The organism is Mycobacterium sp. 1245801.1, assembly GCF_001673055.1.
Lineage (GTDB): Bacteria > Actinomycetota > Actinomycetes > Mycobacteriales > Mycobacteriaceae > Mycobacterium > Mycobacterium europaeum_A.
In genome coordinates this window covers 43,545-60,788 of record NZ_LZKY01000217.1, presented here as the reverse complement: position 1 = coordinate 60,788, position 17,244 = coordinate 43,545, and the positions used below count along the sequence as shown (strand labels likewise).

Here is a 17,244-nt window from a genome sequence, read left to right as displayed (position 1 = left end):
GGCCGCGCACGGTCGCCTAGCGATTTGCTGTAGGTCAGTCGGCGCCGTGGATGAGCTGGGTCAATTGGGTGCGGGATGTGATGCCGAGTTTGGTGAAGGCGTTGCGTAGGTGGGTTTTGACGGTGTGGGGGGACAGGTGCAGTTGCTGTGCGACGGAGCGGTTGGTTGCGCCTTGGGCGATGAGGTGGACGACGGTGAGTTCGGAGTCGGTGAGGCTGTCCCAGCCGGTTTTTGCCCGTGGGTGGTTGACGATGCGGCGTTCGACGCCCAGTCGGCGTAGCGCGCGGCCGACTCGGCGGGCATCGGCGGTTGCTGCGCAGTCGATGTAGGTGTCGAATGCGGCGTTCAGTTGGTCGATTGCTGCGGTGTGGTGTTGTGCGCGAGCCAGTTCGGCGCCGGCGTCCTCGGCGGCGCTGGCGTAAAGAAGCGGCCGCGAAGAGGAGTGGAGTAACTCGGCGGCAACCACTAATGCCCGGGCATCACGCTCGAGAATGCCGCGGATGTGTTGAGCGACGGTGCAGAACAACGGAACCGCCGAGTCGCGTCCGAGCACGGCAATGGCGTCCAGCAGGCGCGCGCGCAAGCCGGCATCACCGGCGGCTGACGCGACCCGCGCGGTCAAGGTCAGCTGGTCCAAGACGGCCGGCAAGAACGGTGTCATGAGTAGCGAGATGTCGTCGCCGAGCCAGCGAACCGCTTCATGAACATCGTCGCGTTGCCACGCCGCCAGTCCTAGCGCGCACGCCGCCCCGCGTCGTACGGCGGGTGAACCGTTGGAGTAAGCATCGCGCGCCTCATTCATGGTCTCTAACAACAAGGTTCGGTCGTCGGTGCGCGCCGCTACCTCCGCCAGGGTGAACATGCGCATCGCGTTCACAAACGTCGACCCCGGTCGCTCCGGCTTCGGCAACCGCTCGGTGGTAGCGCGGGCGGCCGACAGCCGGCCCGCGGCCGCCTGCACCACCCCCGCCATCAGGGCCCAGATGTGGAGCGCCATGCCGTCGCGTTCCTTCTGGGATGTTTCTGTGCCGTTCGCGACCAGCGTGGCCGCATCTTCCAGCCGTCCGGCCACGGCAAGCAGGTTTGCCAGGTGGCATCGGGCGAGGTTATGGGTAGTCATATCGCCCGCGGGGGGCAGGGCCTGGAGTTGCTCAACGCGGTGCAGGGCGCGGCCCGCGTACCCGTTCGCACAGTCGAGGTAGGCGAGTGCAACTCCCGAAAGGATCCTCGACTCGAGATCGCCGGTCGATGCGGCGGCGGCCGCCGCCTCGTCGGCTGCCGCGCTGTCTTGTCCGTGTTGGCCGTGCATCGTCAGGTTGTACGCCAGCCACCCCCGATGTCGTGCCTGGGTGACTTCGCTGAGGCCGGGCAACTGAAGCGCGCGGCGGTTCACTTCGATGTGTCGCGCGGTCGTATCTGTGATTGCCGTCCGAAGCCGCAGGAGGATCTTGGCCTGTTCTTCGGGCTGCAGCGTGGCGGACAGGGTGGAGCTGGCCAACCGTTGCGCCTCCTCGTAGCGGGTGGCCCGATTGAGCAGCACGATCGTTTCCGTCACGAGCGGTCCACGTCCCGAGTCTTGGGGTGGCATAAGTTCCAAGGCGCGCGTGCTCAGATCCGACGCTGCGCCCGGATCGCTATTAGCCACCGACTGTGCGGCTTCGCGCAGTGCGGCGATCGCGGCCTGATCGCCAACCTCAGCGCTGCGGGCGAGCTGGGTTGCCACCTCCTCGGGCGCCGCCCCCACGTCCAACATGACGGTTGCGGATTGCCGCTCCATCGCTCGGCGCAACGACTGGGGCAACGACTGCCGCGTCGCTTCGCGCAGCAGGTCGTGACGAAACTTCAGGTGTTCGCCCTCCTCAATGAGGAAGTCGGAGCGGACTGCCTCTTCTACCGCCGAGACCAGGGCGGCCGGTCGGTGTTCCAGCATCGCGGCGAGCAGGCGGGCCGAGAACCGGTCGGGCAGCACGGCGGCTACTCGCACGACTCGGCTCGCGATGTCGGAGAGCTGGTCGAGTCGTTGCTGCATGGTGTCGCCCAGTCGTCGTGGCAGTGCATCTCCGGTGGCGACCGCGCGGCCGCCGCTGACGTCGAGCCGGCCCTCCTCGTCCAGGCCTCGCAACAGCTCCGTCAGCAGGAACGGGTTGCCGTGTGCCTTATCGGCGAGACTGAGCAGCGACGCCTCGGCCCTGGCACGCACGGCGTCCTGCACAATGTCGGCGACCGCGCTCGGTGACATGGCCGTCAACCGCAGAAACGTGGCGTCATCGCGTTCCAGCGCGGTCAGCGTCTCGCGAACCGCCGGGCCGCCGGCGCCGGTTCGGGCGGTGAGCACCCACAGCACCGGGGCATCGGGCCTCGTCGCTGCCAGCGACCGCAGCGCCAGCAGCGTGGCGTTATCGGCCCAATGGATGTCTTCGAGGAGGATCACCAACGGTTTTCGGGATGCGGCCGCATGAATGGCGGCTTGTAAATCGCGCACCACCCAGTAGCGGAGATCGGCCGACGTGCCCAAGCGGCGCAAAGCCTCCGCATCACCGACGGGGGGATCCGCGCGCAGGGTCGCCATGAACAGCGAGAAAAATGGCACCGTCTGCTGGTACTCGAAGGCCTCGCCGAATAGTGCCCGCACACCGGCCTTCTCGGCGAGCGCCACGACCTCGGTCAGCAAGCGGCTCTTTCCGATGCCGGGCGGCCCCTCGATGACCAGTACGCCGCCGCGCCCCTGAGTGAGCGCCGCGATCAGCGTGCCGATCACCTTTAGCTCGCCCGTCCGCCCGCGAATCGGCGGTGTGCGCGGATTCCCCGACGCCCTCGCGGTGCTCACGCGAACCGCCCCCCACCGACGTGAAGTAGGCGGGCGGACGACTTCCAAGTTATGTGATCCACAGTTCTCGCCACCGCTAGCGCTGGCAATCAGTGTAAGCGTGTTCCTGCCCCACCTGGTGAACCGCCATTCGGCGCTGCATCCCCTGATCGCCGCTGCCGCAAGAGCAAACCGAGTGCGCGCGAGCAGCTCGAAACACTCGGCAAATCACCCGGGTGAATCAGTCGCGGGGGCGATGACCAAACGTCGCGCGCCGATTAATGCTGGCTTAACAACTGGCGAGCGGACGGTACGTGGAGCCGAACGCGTTTTCGGATCCGCGTGGGCGCCGCACAAGTGAGCAACGCCTCGCGATGACGTGGACGACCTGGCTGCGTTGAGCACCACCGAACGCCATCGCCACAAACGGGAGAAACCAGATGACGCCTCGTCAATTTCAACGATCGCCGGCCGAAATCGGCTCCGGCGCCGCACGAACGCCACGGCTGCTGGATCGAGTGCTCGATGCCGCCTTCGCCCGGCGTTGGTCCCATCGGAAGGGAGATACCGCGATGGACCCGGTCTCGGCGATCGAGGATCAACTTCACGCGCTGCAGCCCATCTGCAGTGCCGAGCGGGTGTCGACCGGCACCACCTGCGGTGCGCCGGCGGTGGCGGTCGCCGAGATCCACGCCGTCGACGGATGCGACCGGATGGGGCTCACCTCAGACGGCGACTTCGTCGAGACGTTCTGCCAAGCCTGCTTGGCCATCGTGCGATCGGCGATGGCGACCTACGTGAGCGACAGGCGCGAGATGGCTTCCCGATGCGGCACCCGCCCGGTGTGCGCCACCTGCGGGCGTCCCACGGGATACCTGCGCAGTGTCTTTGCTGTGCGCCCGATCGGACCTGGGCGGCTGACATCATGACCCCACTACAAATTGCCATCCTGTCTGTGGCCGCGGTGGCCGGTGATTATGCGGTCCTTACGTTGATTAATGGCCAGCTAAGCGAATTCGGTGTCGCCACCGCCGTTTGCGTGGGATCGTTGGTCACGGCGGGACTGATCATCCATGCCGCCAACCGGCGCCGCCAGGCGATGGCGCGGGGACGCGCGGCTGTCTGGGAGCGCCGTGATCGGCAGGCGGCTACCATCGCCGCACAGCGGGCACCGCTGTGCGGAGGAGCCAGCCAAAAGCCAAGTGAGTCACCCAGTTTCGTCGACCGGCAACTGACGCGCTTATGCGGGGCATGCGCGCCGACTTTCAACCGAGAGCCGACATGATGAGCCCGCGGCCGCCCAGGCCGATGATCCCCGAAGCCACCGGCTCACTGCGCCAGATCAGCCGCTATCTCCGCGGAGCGACCGGATAATAAACGCGGGCTGGGAGTTTCGAAGATGGGTTTCGGGGCGCTGCCACCAGAAGTCAACTCCGGCCGCATGTACTGCGGTCCCGGCTGCGGGTCGATACTGGCTGCCTCGGCGGCCTGGGACGGGATGGCCGCCGATCTGCATTACACGGCCGCTGCCTACGGGTCGGTGATCTCCGACCTGACCAGCGCGGCATGGCTGGGTTTGGCATCGGTGTCGATGGCGGCCGCCACCGCGCCCTACGTCTCGTGGCTGACGACGACTGCCGCGCTGTGCGAGCAAGCGGCCACCGGGGCCAGGGCCGCCGCGACCGCCTACCAGGCCGCATTTGCGATGACGGTCCCTCCGCCGGTGGTCGCGGCCAACCGCGCGCAGCTGATGGTGCTGATCGCGACCAACATCCTCGGTCAAAACGCGCCGGCCATCGCGGCCACCGAAGCCGAGTACGGCGAAATGTGGGCCCAAGATGCCGCCGCGATGTACGAGTATGCCGGCGCATCCGCGGCCGCTTCGGCGGTGCCGCCGTTCACCTCGCCTCCGCCCACCACCAATCCAGCCGGGGCCATCATGTCGACGGGCTCGCAACTGCTCTCAGCGGTGCCCAACGCGCTTCAGGGGCTTGCGCTGTCCCCGGCCACCGCGCCGTCACTGTCGTCGTTCTCGCAGTTGCTCAGCTTCCTGAGCCCGGTGAACTTGGGCGTTTCGTCGGCGGCAACGGCCATCACGTCGACGGGCACGGGCGGATCATATGCGGGCTTGGGGTACGCGGTGCACTACGACCCAGAAGGTGCCAGCAAGATGGACGCCATTCTGGAACGTTTGGGGGCGCCGCCGGCAGGCTCCGCGGCCGGCGGGCTCGCGTCAGTCGGTTCGGCAGGGCCGGGGGCGGGTAGCGGTGCGTCACCTGTAATGACAGCGGGTTTGGGCCGGGCATCCTCGATCGGCGCGCTATCGGTACCGCCACACTGGGCCGCGGCCACGCCGACCATCAGAAGTGTCGCGGTGACATGGCCGAACGCGCTCCCGGGTGCCATCCCGACCGTCCTCGCAACGAGCCCCGAAAACATGCTCGACGAAATGCTGTTGGCGAGTATGGCGGTGCGCGGCATCCGCGGTGCGCCCCCTCAGGGCCGGCCCACGATCACGATTACCGTGACGCCTTCGCGTTCACCCGGGTGAAATAGCTCGCCGGGTGATGACGAGTCATCCCGCGTCAGTGAATGCTGGCCAACAGCCGGCGAGCGGAGGGCAAGTGCAGTCGACGATGTACCGGATCTGCATTCGAGGCCGCGTGACCGAGCGGCTCGGGTCCGCACTGGAAGGGATGCGCCTCGAGGCCGGTACGACCGAAACCGTGTTCACCGGCGAAATCCGCGACCAGTCACAGCTTTACGGACTCCTGGACCGGGTCCGTGATCTCGGCCTCGAGCTCGTCAGCGTACAACCGCAGCCCGCGGCTGACCCGACGACAACAACCCACATCAGGAAGGACATGTAATGCGAGCCATAACTGTTTCAGATCGTGACGCCGGTACCGCTGGTCTGTCACTGACGGACCTGCCTTACCCTCAGGCGGCCGACAACGATGTCGTTGTGCGGGTCCACGCCGCCGGTTTCACCCCGGGGGAGCTCGACTGGCCGCACACGTGGATCGACCGCTCGGGTCACGACCGGACGCCGAGCGTGCCCGGCCACGAGCTGTCGGGCGTGGTGGTTGAATTGGGCTACGGCACCACACTTTTAACCGTTGGACAGCGGGTGTTCGGCCTTGCCGACTGGGCCCGCAACGGCTCGCTGGCGGAGTACGCCGCCGTGGAAGCCCGTAATCTCGCACCGCTGCCGATGGACATCGACCATACTGTGGCCGCGGCGCTGCCGATCTCGGGATTGGCCGCCTGGCAGGGTTTGTTCGACCACGGCCGCCTCGCCGCCGGGCAGACGGTTCTGATCCACGGCGCCGCCGGCGGGGTGGGGTCGATCGCGGTGCAGCTCGCTCGCGAGATCGGTGCGCGCGTCATCGGTACCGGCCGGACCGCGGACCGGGACCGGGCGACGGAGCTCGGCGTCCACGCCTTCCTCGACCTGGAGACCGAAAAGCTCGAAGATGCAGGCGAAGTCGACGTGGTGTTCGACGTGATCGGCGGAGAGGTTCTCGCCCGATCGGCCGCTCTGGTGCGCGCCGGCGGAACGCTCGTCACCATTGCTGAGCCGCCGAAGACGCAGCCGCAAGACGGAAGGGCAATTTTCTTCCTTGTCGAGGCCGATCGCGCCCAGCTCGCCGCCCTCGCCGCGCGAGTGCGCGATGGACGCCTTCGGCCGGTGGTCGGTGCAGTGCTGCCACTTGCCGAAGCAGCCGCCGCATTCGCTCCCGCGAAGCGCGTCCCGGGCAAGACGATCCTGCGCGTCGCCGAAGACTGAAAACGAAGGCAGCCGAAATGGCCATGAAAATAGCACTAGCCGCACTGGTGGTTGCGGTAATGCTCGCGCCCGCAAGCGATGCCGCGCCGGTGCCGGAGAATTCGGATCAAAACCCCGTGATCCGACCAGTTTTCAGCCAACCCACCAATGTTCCCGGTAAATCGCTGGAAGCGGTGGCCGTCAGCTATCCGCCCGGCGGTAAAAGCGAAGCCCACCACCACGCCAAATCGGCGTTCATCATGGCGTACGTGATCTCCGGAGCGATCCGCAGTCAGGTGGAAGGTGAGCCGGCACGCGTCTACCACGCCGGTGAGACGTGGAGTGAAGCCCCTGGCGCGCACCACACGATCAGCGAAAACGCCAGCACCACCGAACCCGCCGAATTACTGGCGGTTTTCCTGCTCGATACCGGAGACGGCCCGCTCACCACCAACGACAACGCCTGAAGATGAGACATCGTTCACTCCGGGCGCTCGAAACCGTCGCACGACGGCTAATCCATCGAGTCGGTTTGGAAAAGAGGGCAGATGAAAGCCAGTAAAGACTTCGACGTGATCGTCATCGGTGGCGGAGTGGGCGGTGTGGCCGCCGTGCGCAAGCTTGCATCCGTGGGCCTTTCGGTAGCGCTCGTCGAGGATCGTCTGGTCGGCGGAGAATGTCATTACTGGGGTTGCAACCCAAGCAAAACGTTACTCCGCCCGATCGAGGTGTTCAACCTCGCAAAGGCGGTTCCCGGTGTGCGAGAGGCGATTTCGGACCGCAGGTTGGACGTTGCGGCCGTCTTCAAGAAGCGCGACGCGATCGTCGAGAACCTGTCGGACCAAGACCGAATAGAGTCGCTGCGGCAAGCCGGTGTTGCGGTGTTTCACGGGTTCGCCCGGTTGAGCGGCCAACGAACAGTGCGGGTGGCCTACACCCTGGGAGACACCACCGAAGCCGTCTTGACCGCACGTCACGCGGTCGTGCTGGCCACCGGCACTCGTCCCAACGTGCCGGAGATACCTGGGCTGGCGCAGGCACGCCCGTGGACCAATCGGGACCTGACGACCATGACGCGGGTGCCGCCTCGCGCGCTGCTGGTGGGTGGCGGCCCCGTCGCTGTCGAGTTCGCGACCATCCTGAGCGGGTTAGGCTCAGCGGTAACGCTTCTGGTGCGTGAGAACACTCTGCTAGCCAACTGCGAACCCGAAGCTCGAGAGCTGGTCACGCAATCGCTGCGAAGCAAAGGCGTGACGATTCACTTCGAGACGGAGTTGTCGGCGGTATGCCGGCCCGTGCCGGGCGGCTGCGTCACGGCAACTTTCCACGACCAGACCATCGAGGTAGACGAAATCGTCCTGGCCGCGGGACGCCGCACCAACACCGACACCATCGGACTGGAATCCCTTGGCCTGCCAAGCGGCGGCTTCGTCACAGTGAACGACCATCTCCAGGCGGTCGGCGTCTCGGGCGGTTGGCTCTACGCCCTCGGGGATACCACCGGGCGTGCCCGGCTGTCTCATATCTCCACCTACCACGGCCGGGTCGTGGCCGACATCATCGCGGCCCGGGCCGCGGGACGTGAACTATCCGACAACGAGTTGATCGCCCGTGATGCCGGCAATGTGGCGCAGGTTATCTACACCGAGCCTCAAGTGGCCTGGGTGGGGCGCACCGAAAGTCAGGCCCGGGCAGAAGGGTTCGCGGTTCGGACGCGGGCTGCCCGTTACCCCGGCGCGGTGTCGTTCCTTGCCCTGTACCGGGACGGCTTCCAAGGATGGGCAAAATTGGTGATCGACGCCGAGACCAACACACTTCTCGGCGCGACATTCGTGGGCCCGCAGTTCTCCGAACTGGTTCAAGCAGCCACACTGGCCATCCTCGCGGAGGTCCCGGTCAGTCTGCTACGCCATGCCGTCGCACCACATCCGACGGTCAACCAGGTTTGGGATCCGCTACTGACCCAAGAATCCGAGCTCGGCCCGTTGCTGGAGAACGAGGCGCGGCAAGCGCAGAAGAGCGCGTGAGCGAATCCCTGAGAGGAACGGCAATGACCTACGAGTGGCCGGTCGTGCGACTGTGACCATGCTGGTAGCGGGGGTCCGTACGCTCGGCGGCGACGTGGTGACGTTCGAAGCGGACGACCCGAGACCGTTGGCGGCCGACGAGGCTCTTGTCGACATTCGAAGTGCCGGCGTCGGCAACTGGGACAACGTCATTCGCTATGGCGGCTGGGACGTCGGAACACCGCCGCCGCTGGCGCTCGGCGTCGAGGCCGCCGGGATCATCAAGGCCGTCGGCGGCCACTCGAGCGGATTCAGCGTAGATCAAGAGGTGCTGTGCCACCCCGTGCCGCTACGCGACCAAGGCACGTGGGCGCCGTTGCTGATCGCACCCGCCGGGTCGCTCGCCCACAAACCGCCCGAGGTTCCGTGGGAGATCGCAGCGATCTTTCCGGTGCCGGCCTTGACCGCCGAGCAGGTGGTTGCCGAGGCGTTGGCACTGCGCGGTGGAGAAACGTTGCTCGTTCATGGCGCGGGCGGAATCACCGGTGGGCTGATCGTCCAGCTGGCCGCCCTGCGCGGGGCCGAGGTGCTCGCGACCGCCGGCCCGCGCAGCGCCGACCGGGTCCGCGGCCATGGCGCCCGCGAAGTCATCGACTACCGCGATCCGCTCTGGCCCCGACACGCACGTGCGTTGGCCAAGGACTCCATCGACGCCGTCGCCAACGCGGCCCCAGGCGGTGCTGCCGCGGCGATGACCGCGCTTGCCGACGGCGGCCGGCTGGCCACCATCACCCCCGATCCACCCGCATCGACCCGGGGGATCAGCGTGACAGCGGTTTACGTCCGCTCGGACGGGGCCCAACTCGGCCGCCTCACCGCGCTACTCGCCTCCGGTCGATTGAGCATGCCGACCCCGCGTTCCTGCGGCCTCGATCAGGCCGCCGCCGCCCTCGCGCACGTCGTCGCGGGCCACGAGCCCAGCGGAGTAGTGATCACGCAAACGAACTCACCAAGTTAGCCGCAAACCTCACACCACAGAAGGAGTCTGCAGATGACCACCATTACCCCCATCCACACCGGAGTGGCCGATCACATCGGGCACTACGCCGACGCGGTCACCGTATCCGGCGGTGGCACAACAATTTTCGTCTCCGGAACACCCGGGGTACGCGAAGACGGCACGTTGCCCGACGACTTCACCGAGGAGGCGCGTCAATGCTGGACCAATGTCGAAACCGCGCTCCGCAAGGCCGGTGCCGAACTCACCGACATTGTCTACATGCGCCAATGGGTCACCAGCCGTGACAACGCGTCCGCCTACCTGGCGGTGAGCAAAGAGTTCATCCGCCACCGACCCGGCGGCATGTTCAGCATCATCGACGGGCTGGTATGGCCCGACATCCGGGTGGAAGTCGAAGTCATCGCCGTCCTGCCGGCATGAGCGATTACGCGAAACTCCAGCTATCCACCGACGAACTGCTGACCACGACCCGCTCGGTGCGCAGACGCCTCGACCTGACCAAACCCGTTCCCATCGGCCTGATCCGGGAATGCCTGGAGATCGCGGTGCAAGCACCGACGTCGGCCAACGTGCAGAACTGGAGCTTCATCGTGGTCACCCACGCCCAACAGCGTCGTGCGATCGCCGATGTGTACCGCCGCACCTGGGACCTGATCGCCGCGTCGCCGTACGCGGTCGCCGATCGGTTCAAGGAGGACCCCGCGCGCAATCGGGAGCAGCGCAAGGTGTCCGACAGTGCGGCGTATCTGGCCGAGCATTTCAGCGAGGTCCCGGTTTTAATGATTCCGTGCGTCGCGGTCATCGACGGCGACGGCAGGTTGACCGGCGAAAACGCCAACCAGTATTGGAGTTCGGTCATGCCCGCCACGTGGAGTTACATGCTGGCCGCGCGCTCTCGGGGCTTGGGAACCACATGGACCGGGGTGACCATCATGGCCGACGACGAGATGCGGGCCATCCTCGGCCTGCCGGACAACGTCTATCACGCCACGACCGTCCCCACCGCCTACTACACCGGCACGACCTTCCGCCCCGCCAAGCGGATTCCGCTGGACGACGTGCTGCATTTCGACCGATGGTGACCCCGCAATGAGGTTGCGCGACGCGGCGCCGACCAGACGTGCCATGGTGGTCGCGGTCACGGTGTCGATGGTCGCGTTCCTCGACTCGACGGTGATCAACCTGGCCTTGCCGGCCACCGAGCGCGACCTCGGGGGTGGCCTGGTGCTGCAGCAATGGATCGTCGACGGCTACCTGTTGGCGATGGCGGCCGCAATGTTGCCCGGCGGGTCCATCTCGGATCTGATCGGACGGGTACCCGTAATGCGGTTCGGGCTGTCGGCTTTCGGGGCGGGCTCGGTTCTCGCGGCGGCCGCCATCACGCCGACGATGCTGATCACGGGGCGCCTCATCCAAGGCCTGGGAGCGGCGTTCCTCGTGCCGGGCTCGCTGGCGCTGATCAACTCGGTGTTCGATAAAGCGCACCAGTCGGCAGCGATCGGCGTCTGGACCGGATGGACGGGAGCCGCGTTCGCGTTGGGCCCCCTGCTAGGAGGACTGTGCGTCGATTTCCTCAGCTGGCGTTGGATTTTCGTGTTGTCTGCGATTCCCATGGCGATCGGATATGCGCTGACCTTCTGGTTGTGCCCGATGTCGGCGCGCATCGAGGGCGCCCACGTCGATGTGGCCGGGGTGGGCCTATCGTCGATTGGGTTGGCCGCGACCGTGTTTGCGTTGATCGAATCACAACACGACGGCTGGACCGCCCCGATGGTCATCACGCCATCGGTGGTCGGGATTACCGCACTGGCCGGCTTCGTGGGCTGGCAGCACCGCAGCCGATGCCCGATGCTTCCGTTGCCGCTGTTCGCCTTTCGCAACTTCGCTGCCGCCAACCTCGTCACCGCCTTCGTCTACGGCGGGTTGACACTGGGGTCGTTGGCGGTCGCCCTCTACACCCAAGAGATCGGCGGCTACTCAGCCACCGCGGCCGGACTGGCCACCCTGCCCATCCCAGCGGTGTCGTTCCTGTTCGCCCGTCACGTCGGCCGCATCGCCGCGCGGGTGGGACCACGCGCGTTCCTGATCGTCGGCCCCGCCGTGGCGGGGGTCGGGCTGCTGCTGATTCGCCCGAAGCCCAACGGATTTCACGCGATCACCGACCTGATCCCCGGCATGACCGTGCTGGCCATCGGACTGGTCGCGACCATCACACCGCTGATGTCCGTCACGTTGGCCTCGGTGCCGATCGAACACGGCGGCCTGGCGTCGGGGATCAACAACGCCGTCTCGCGACTCGCCGCGCTGATGTCGATCGGATCCATGGGCCTGATCACCGTTGGCGTGGCGAGCGCCACCGGATTCGCCCACGTGTTAGGGGTGAGCGCTGCGCTCTTCGGCCTGGGCGCATTGTGCGCCGCGCTGTTGATCACCAACCCCGTCGCCGGGTGCCAACCTGTGCCCTGTGACATCGCGGCGCTCTGCCGCGACCGGCCCGGTGCGCAACCCGCCCTGGCCGGCCAGCCGTCGGCAGCGACCGAACCATCCCCGCCGCCGTGATGTCGCAGGAAGGTACCGCAACATGGCACGGCAAGTTGGAGGAAAGATGACCACACCACCCGTACCGTCCGAAGCCCGAGACCACGAGCGGATGATGACCATGCTGACTGGTTACTGGGTCACCCAGATCGTTCGTGCCGCAGCGACTTTCAACTTAGCGGATCATCTCGCTGGGAGTATCGATACGGCTGAATCGATCGCTGCGGAGGAGTCCCTCGATCCCGACGCCACTCGGAGGCTCATCCGGGCCTGCGCCTCGCTGGGGCTTGTGACGTCGGCCGACGGTGTGCAGCTGAGCGGGACGCCCCTGCTCAGCACGCTGCTCAGAGACGACCCGAACTCGTTGCGTGGCATGGTCCTTGCGCAAGCCGCACCTGGTCATTGGTTGACCTGGGGATGCTTCCCGGATGCTGTTCGCAGCGGCACCAGGCAGATGGAGGCTGCCCACGGTATACCTGGCACGATCTTCGACTACTTAGCCACACATCCCGACGAGGCGAGTCATTTCACCGAAGCCATGTCGAATCTCAGTGCGGCCGCTGCGATCGAGATCGCGAAGCTGGTCGATACCCGAGGCGTCGAGTACGCGCTCGACGTCGGGGGAGCAAACGGCGAGGTTCTTCGGGCGATGATGCGGTCGAATCCCGAGCTGCGCGGCGGCGTCTTCGACCTGCCGCAAATCGTGCCCTACGCGGCGGCGGCGGCTCGCAAAGATGGCCTGCGGGAACGCCTTAACGCAGTGGGGGGAGACTTTTTCGAGTCGGTACCGCCCGCAGATCTGTACGTGCTCAAATACATCCTGCACGACTGGGACGACCAGAACTGCATACGGATCTTGACAAACTGCCGTGCTGCCCTCCAAGAGGGTGGGCGCCTCGTCGTGATCGACTATCTCGTCGGAGAATTCGGCGGTCCCGTGCTGCCGACAATGATGGACATGAACATGTTGGTCATGACCGGTGGCAAGGAACGCGACATCGCAGAGTTCGACGCGCTTTTCGCCTCCACCGGATTTCGCCGCACCACCGTCGGACAGGCTGGGCAGTTCGCCGTCATAGAAACCGTAGGGATCTGACATGGTAGCCGCCACGGGGGGCCGATGTATTGGCAGCGGACGCGATCGGCCAGAGATATCAGCGAAAGGCGCTCGACTTTCACTATCACAGGGGCGACGACGATGCCTGCTCGCTGCTGCAGCGTCGCCCTAGCGGCCACCCCGGGAATCAACTCGATCGTGATGGCGTTCGGCTAGCCGTGGCACAAGCGAAGAGATGGCTTAATATCAGCCCTTCGGGCATTCCAAATCGGGGGGCGCGGTGTTGAGGCTTCTCACGCGGGCATGGGTTCCGCTGGTCGTGGTGGTGGCGCTGGCCGTCGGCGGCATCGCGGTGATGCGACTCAATGGCGTCTTCCCTGGACCCGGCTTGCCCAAGCCCGATCCCCGGGATGCCACCCCGCCCTATGCGGCCAAGACCGCCATCTACGAAATACTGGGACCGCCCGGGACGACCGGAGTCGTCAACTGGATGGATGCGGAGTCGCTGCCGCAGAAGGCGAACTTCACGACATTGCCGTGGTCGAAGACGATCGTCGCCGAGATGCCCGGCATCTTCGCCTATGTCGTCGCCCAAGGTGACAGCCCCTTCATCGGTTGCCGCATCACCGTTGACGGCAAATTGGTCGATCAGCAACAGGCCAACGGGCACAACGCGCAAGTTTCCTGCTTGGACAAGTCGGCATGACCGACCAAACCAGCGACACGGACGAAATCCCCGTCGCGCAGCCCTATGAGCTCGAGCGCAAACCGCGCCTCGCTCGTACCATCCGCGCGCTGGCGCTGCCGATCGTCGTGGCCTGGGTGCTGATCGCGATCGGGGTGAACGTCTTCGTCCCGCAGTTGGAGAAGGTTGCCGAGGAGATTTCCGTCCCGCTCTCGCCGTCAGACGCACCATCGGTAACCGGGATGAAACACATCGGCGAGAAGTTCAAGGAGTACGACTCCGACAACCTCGTCCTGGTCACCCTGGTCGGTGACAAACCGCTCGGCCCGGACGCCCACCGGTTCTACGACGACCTGGTCAAAAAGATCCAGGCCGACCACGAACACGTCGAGCATGCGCTGAACTTCTGGGGGCAGCGATTCACGTCCTCAGGTGTGGAGAGCTACGACCATAAGGCCGCCTACGTCCAGGTCAACCTCAAAGGCGATCAGGGTGGGGCGGTCGGCGACGAATCCGTTGCCGCGGTGCGCAAGATCGTCGCGGACTCCAAGCCGCCCGCCGGCGTCAAGGCCTACGTCGCGGGCCAGGGAGCGCTGACCGCCGACGTGATTGTTGTCGGTGACAAGAGCCTGGCCAAGATCACGATCATCACGGTCGTGATCATCGCGCTCATGCTGATGTTCGTTTACCGGTCCATCAGCACCGTGTTGCTGACCATGGTGATCCTCTTCGTGGGACTCGCGGCCGGCCGCGGCGCGGTGGCGCTGTTGGGCGAAACCGGCGTCATGGGGTTGTCGACCTTCGCCGTGAACCTGCTGACCTCACTCGCGATCGCAGCGGGTACCGACTATGCGATTTTCATGGTCGGCCGCTACCAGGAGGGCCGCGAACGCGGTCTGGACCGTGAGGCCGCCTATTACGACACGTTCGCCGGCGTCAGCAAGGTGGTCCTGGGCTCCGGGCTGACGATCGTCGGGGCGCTGGCCTGCTTGAAGTTCACCCGGCTGCCCTACTTCAGTTCGCTGGCGTTCCCGTGCGCGGTGGGACTGCTGGTGGTGGTGGCGGCTGGGGTCACGCTGACGCCCGCTCTCATTGCAGTCGCCAGTGGTTTCGGCCTTTTGGACCCCAAGCGCAAGTTCAACTACACCCGCTGGCGCCGCCTGGCGACGGCCATCGTGCGCTGGCCGGCGCCCATCCTCGCGACCTCGGTCATCCTGGCGATCGTTGGCGCCCTTGGTCTCGCGGGCTTCACCCCGCGCTACAACGACCTGTATTACCTGCCGAAGAGCGCGGCCTCGGTGCAGGCGTACGACGCGGCCGATCGGCACTTCACCCAGGCCCGCCTGAACCCGGACCTGCTGATGATCGAATCGGACCACGATTTGCGCAATCCCCGAGACATGCTGGTGTTGGACAAGGTTGCCGGTGCCATTTTCCGGGTGCCGGGCATCGAACGGGTGCAGAGCATCACCAGACCGCTCGGCCCACCGATCGAAGACGGGTCCATTCCGTTCCAGCTGAGTGTGCAAACCGCGCCGATCCGCAGCAACCTGAACTACCTCAAGGACCGCGTCGCCGACATCAAGAAGATCATCGGAGATCTCGACACCCAGATCGCGCTGTTGGAGCGCCAGTACGCGATAACCCAAAAGCTCGCCGACGCCGCGGAGGACAGCTCGAAGACCACCGGAGAGACGGCGGCCATCACGGACGAGATCCGGGACCACATCGCGGATTTCGACGACTTCTGGAGGCCGATTCGCAGCTACTTCTACTGGGAGAAGCACTGCTACGACATCCCGATCTGCTGGTCGCTACGGTCGCTGTTCGACGCGCTGGACGGATTCGATCAGCTGGCCGAAAAGTTCCACGCCCTCACCGGCGATCTCTCCAACACAGCCAAGGCCACGCGCGAATTGCTGGCGATCATCCCGGAGAACATCGCCGTCACCAAGTCGATCCGCGATACGACGCTGACCATCTACAGCACGTTCGACAACCTGGTCGATCAGTTCGATCGGCTGACCGACACGAACGCCGTAATGGGCAAATCGTTCAACGACGCTCGGGTGGAAAGCCTGTTCTACCTGCCGCCGGAGATCTTCCAGAACTCCGACTTCCAGTTCGGGTTGAGCCTGATGGTGTCGCCCGACGGAAAGGCAGCGCGCTTCATCATCACTCACTCCGTGGACCCGGCGACCGCGGAAGGCATCAAGTCCGTCGAGCAAGAGCGCAACGCGGCCAAGGAGGCGCTGAAGCTCACCTCGCTGGAGAACGCCGACATCTATCTCGGCGGCACCGCCGCAACATTCAACGACATCGCCACTGGCGCCTGGTACGACCTGCTGATCGCCGCGGTGGCGTCGATCGTGCTGATCTTCATCATCATGGTGATCGTTACCCGTGCTCTCGTCGCCGCGGGAGTCATCGTCGGCACGATCGTGCTGTCGTTGGGCGCGGCGTTCGGATTCTCGACGCTGATCTGGCAGCACCTGGGCCACTTCCAGTTGCACTGGGTGGCAACGGAATTCGCGTTGATCGTGCTCTTGGCGGTGGGGTCCGACTACAACCTGATGCTGGTGTCCCGAATCGAGGAAGAGATCGGAGCCGGCCTGAACACGGGACTCATCCGCGGCGTCGGCGTGACGGGCCCGGTGGTGTCCGCGGCCGGTGTGGTTTTCGCCGTCACGATGGCTGCGATGCTCTCCAGCGATCTGCGGGCGATCGGTCAGTTCGGGTCCACGATCGGGATCGGTCTGATGTTCGACACCTTCGTCGTCCGAACCCTCATCACGCCGTCGATCATGACGGTGATGGGCCGCTGGTTCTGGTGGCCGAAGCGAGTGCGGGTCCGTCCGGCCAGCCAGATGCTCCGGTCCGTCGGCCCGCGGCCGCTGGTCCGTGCTCTGCTGTACCACCCGCGGCACGGTGCCCCACCGGACCCGCAGACCTAGCACCCCGCACAGCGGGCGTCGCCGATCGCCGGATGGTCTCGGCTACTGGGCCGCCTTGGCGGCGTGGCGCCGAGCCTTCCCCTTCGCGTGGGCCGAGCAGCAATGACCCATATCGCAATGGAACCGGTCACTACAATCATGCGAACAATAGACTGAGGCGGCCGGAAGCCATTCCGGATCGGACAAATCCCGCGGCCGGTCGTTTGGATCGAACGTATGGCCGCAATGTACACAGACCCTGGTCTTGGTCTTGGACATACCGCTCAGGGTACGCGCCATCGCCCCAAATCGGGGCTGATTCCAGGGCGAGGGTCAACGGTCTGCGTTTCGCAAAAAGATCGTGCAGTCAAAGGTAACTGTATTTACGCGAACGTAATTACTAATCGTTACCGCCCTATTCATTCACGC

Annotated in this window: 14 protein-coding genes; 13 read left to right on the top strand and 1 reads right to left on the bottom strand. The window is 65.6% G+C overall.

Features of this window, described 5'->3' with window-relative positions:
• Positions 1 to 34 precede the first annotated feature (34 nt).
• On the bottom strand, positions 35 to 2,827 hold the full coding sequence (locus A5622_RS14190) for an AAA family ATPase (RefSeq protein WP_066879217.1): 2,793 nt from the start codon (positions 2,825 to 2,827) through the stop codon (positions 35 to 37).
• 551 nt (positions 2,828 to 3,378) lie between these two features.
• Between A5622_RS14190 and A5622_RS14185 the strand changes: the two genes are divergently transcribed.
• From A5622_RS14185 to A5622_RS14125, 13 genes are all read left to right on the top strand, one after another.
• Positions 3,379 to 3,735, top strand: a complete 357-nt coding sequence (locus A5622_RS14185; RefSeq protein ID WP_232002975.1) for a phosphoenolpyruvate carboxylase — start codon at positions 3,379 to 3,381, stop codon at positions 3,733 to 3,735.
• A gap of 470 nt (positions 3,736 to 4,205) precedes the next feature.
• Complete coding sequence (locus tag A5622_RS14180; protein WP_066879211.1) at positions 4,206 to 5,357, top strand: PPE family protein; 1,152 nt, start codon at positions 4,206 to 4,208, stop codon at positions 5,355 to 5,357.
• Positions 5,358 to 5,430: 73 nt separating this feature from the next.
• Positions 5,431 to 5,676, top strand: a complete 246-nt coding sequence (locus A5622_RS14175) for a hypothetical protein (protein ID WP_156752952.1) — start codon at positions 5,431 to 5,433, stop codon at positions 5,674 to 5,676.
• Entirely contained in the window at positions 5,676 to 6,596 is a 921-nt protein-coding gene (locus A5622_RS14170; protein WP_066865066.1) for an NADP-dependent oxidoreductase, read from the top strand. The genes A5622_RS14175 and A5622_RS14170 overlap by 1 nt, the downstream gene beginning before the upstream one ends.
• A 17-nt stretch (positions 6,597 to 6,613) precedes the next feature.
• The gene (locus A5622_RS14165) at positions 6,614 to 7,042 is read left to right on the top strand and encodes a cupin domain-containing protein (RefSeq protein ID WP_066865062.1); all 429 of its coding nucleotides are present in this window, start codon (positions 6,614 to 6,616) and stop codon (positions 7,040 to 7,042) included.
• A gap of 81 nt (positions 7,043 to 7,123) precedes the next feature.
• Complete coding sequence (locus A5622_RS14160) at positions 7,124 to 8,602, top strand: NAD(P)/FAD-dependent oxidoreductase (protein ID WP_066865059.1); 1,479 nt, start codon at positions 7,124 to 7,126, stop codon at positions 8,600 to 8,602.
• A 58-nt stretch (positions 8,603 to 8,660) separates the two neighbouring features.
• The gene (locus tag A5622_RS14155; protein ID WP_231998461.1) at positions 8,661 to 9,599 is read left to right on the top strand and encodes an NADP-dependent oxidoreductase; all 939 of its coding nucleotides are present in this window, start codon (positions 8,661 to 8,663) and stop codon (positions 9,597 to 9,599) included.
• A 33-nt stretch (positions 9,600 to 9,632) separates the two neighbouring features.
• On the top strand, positions 9,633 to 10,022 hold the full coding sequence (locus tag A5622_RS14150) for a RidA family protein (protein WP_066865053.1): 390 nt from the start codon (positions 9,633 to 9,635) through the stop codon (positions 10,020 to 10,022).
• Positions 10,019 to 10,684: a nitroreductase family protein gene (locus A5622_RS14145; protein WP_066879208.1), complete on the top strand. Its 666-nt coding sequence runs from the start codon at positions 10,019 to 10,021 to the stop codon at positions 10,682 to 10,684. The genes A5622_RS14150 and A5622_RS14145 overlap by 4 nt, the downstream gene beginning before the upstream one ends.
• Positions 10,685 to 10,691: 7 nt before the next feature.
• Entirely contained in the window at positions 10,692 to 12,161 is a 1,470-nt protein-coding gene (locus A5622_RS14140; protein WP_066879205.1) for an MFS transporter, read from the top strand.
• 46 nt (positions 12,162 to 12,207) lie between these two features.
• On the top strand, positions 12,208 to 13,236 hold the full coding sequence (locus A5622_RS14135; RefSeq protein WP_066865045.1) for a methyltransferase: 1,029 nt from the start codon (positions 12,208 to 12,210) through the stop codon (positions 13,234 to 13,236).
• A 241-nt stretch (positions 13,237 to 13,477) separates the two neighbouring features.
• Positions 13,478 to 13,903: an MmpS family transport accessory protein gene (locus A5622_RS14130; RefSeq protein WP_066865042.1), complete on the top strand. Its 426-nt coding sequence runs from the start codon at positions 13,478 to 13,480 to the stop codon at positions 13,901 to 13,903.
• Positions 13,900 to 16,836 carry an RND family transporter gene (locus tag A5622_RS14125; RefSeq protein WP_066865039.1) on the top strand — a complete coding sequence of 979 codons (2,937 nt, stop codon included), beginning with the start codon at positions 13,900 to 13,902 and terminating at the stop codon, positions 16,834 to 16,836. The genes A5622_RS14130 and A5622_RS14125 overlap by 4 nt, the downstream gene beginning before the upstream one ends.
• The last annotated feature ends 408 nt before the right edge of the window (positions 16,837 to 17,244 follow it).

Coding starts and splice junctions, on each gene's coding strand:
- A5622_RS14185 (WP_232002975.1), top strand. CDS start 3,379: ATGGACCCGGTCTCGGCGATCGAGGATCAACTTCACGCGCTGCAGCCC.
- A5622_RS14180 (WP_066879211.1), top strand. CDS start 4,206: ATGGGTTTCGGGGCGCTGCCACCAGAAGTCAACTCCGGCCGCATGTAC.
- A5622_RS14170 (WP_066865066.1), top strand. CDS start 5,676: ATGCGAGCCATAACTGTTTCAGATCGTGACGCCGGTACCGCTGGTCTG.
- A5622_RS14165 (WP_066865062.1), top strand. CDS start 6,614: ATGGCCATGAAAATAGCACTAGCCGCACTGGTGGTTGCGGTAATGCTC.
- A5622_RS14160 (WP_066865059.1), top strand. CDS start 7,124: ATGAAAGCCAGTAAAGACTTCGACGTGATCGTCATCGGTGGCGGAGTG.
- A5622_RS14155 (WP_231998461.1), top strand. CDS start 8,661: ATGCTGGTAGCGGGGGTCCGTACGCTCGGCGGCGACGTGGTGACGTTC.
- A5622_RS14150 (WP_066865053.1), top strand. CDS start 9,633: ATGACCACCATTACCCCCATCCACACCGGAGTGGCCGATCACATCGGG.
- A5622_RS14145 (WP_066879208.1), top strand. CDS start 10,019: ATGAGCGATTACGCGAAACTCCAGCTATCCACCGACGAACTGCTGACC.
- A5622_RS14140 (WP_066879205.1), top strand. CDS start 10,692: ATGAGGTTGCGCGACGCGGCGCCGACCAGACGTGCCATGGTGGTCGCG.
- A5622_RS14135 (WP_066865045.1), top strand. CDS start 12,208: ATGACCACACCACCCGTACCGTCCGAAGCCCGAGACCACGAGCGGATG.
- A5622_RS14125 (WP_066865039.1), top strand. CDS start 13,900: ATGACCGACCAAACCAGCGACACGGACGAAATCCCCGTCGCGCAGCCC.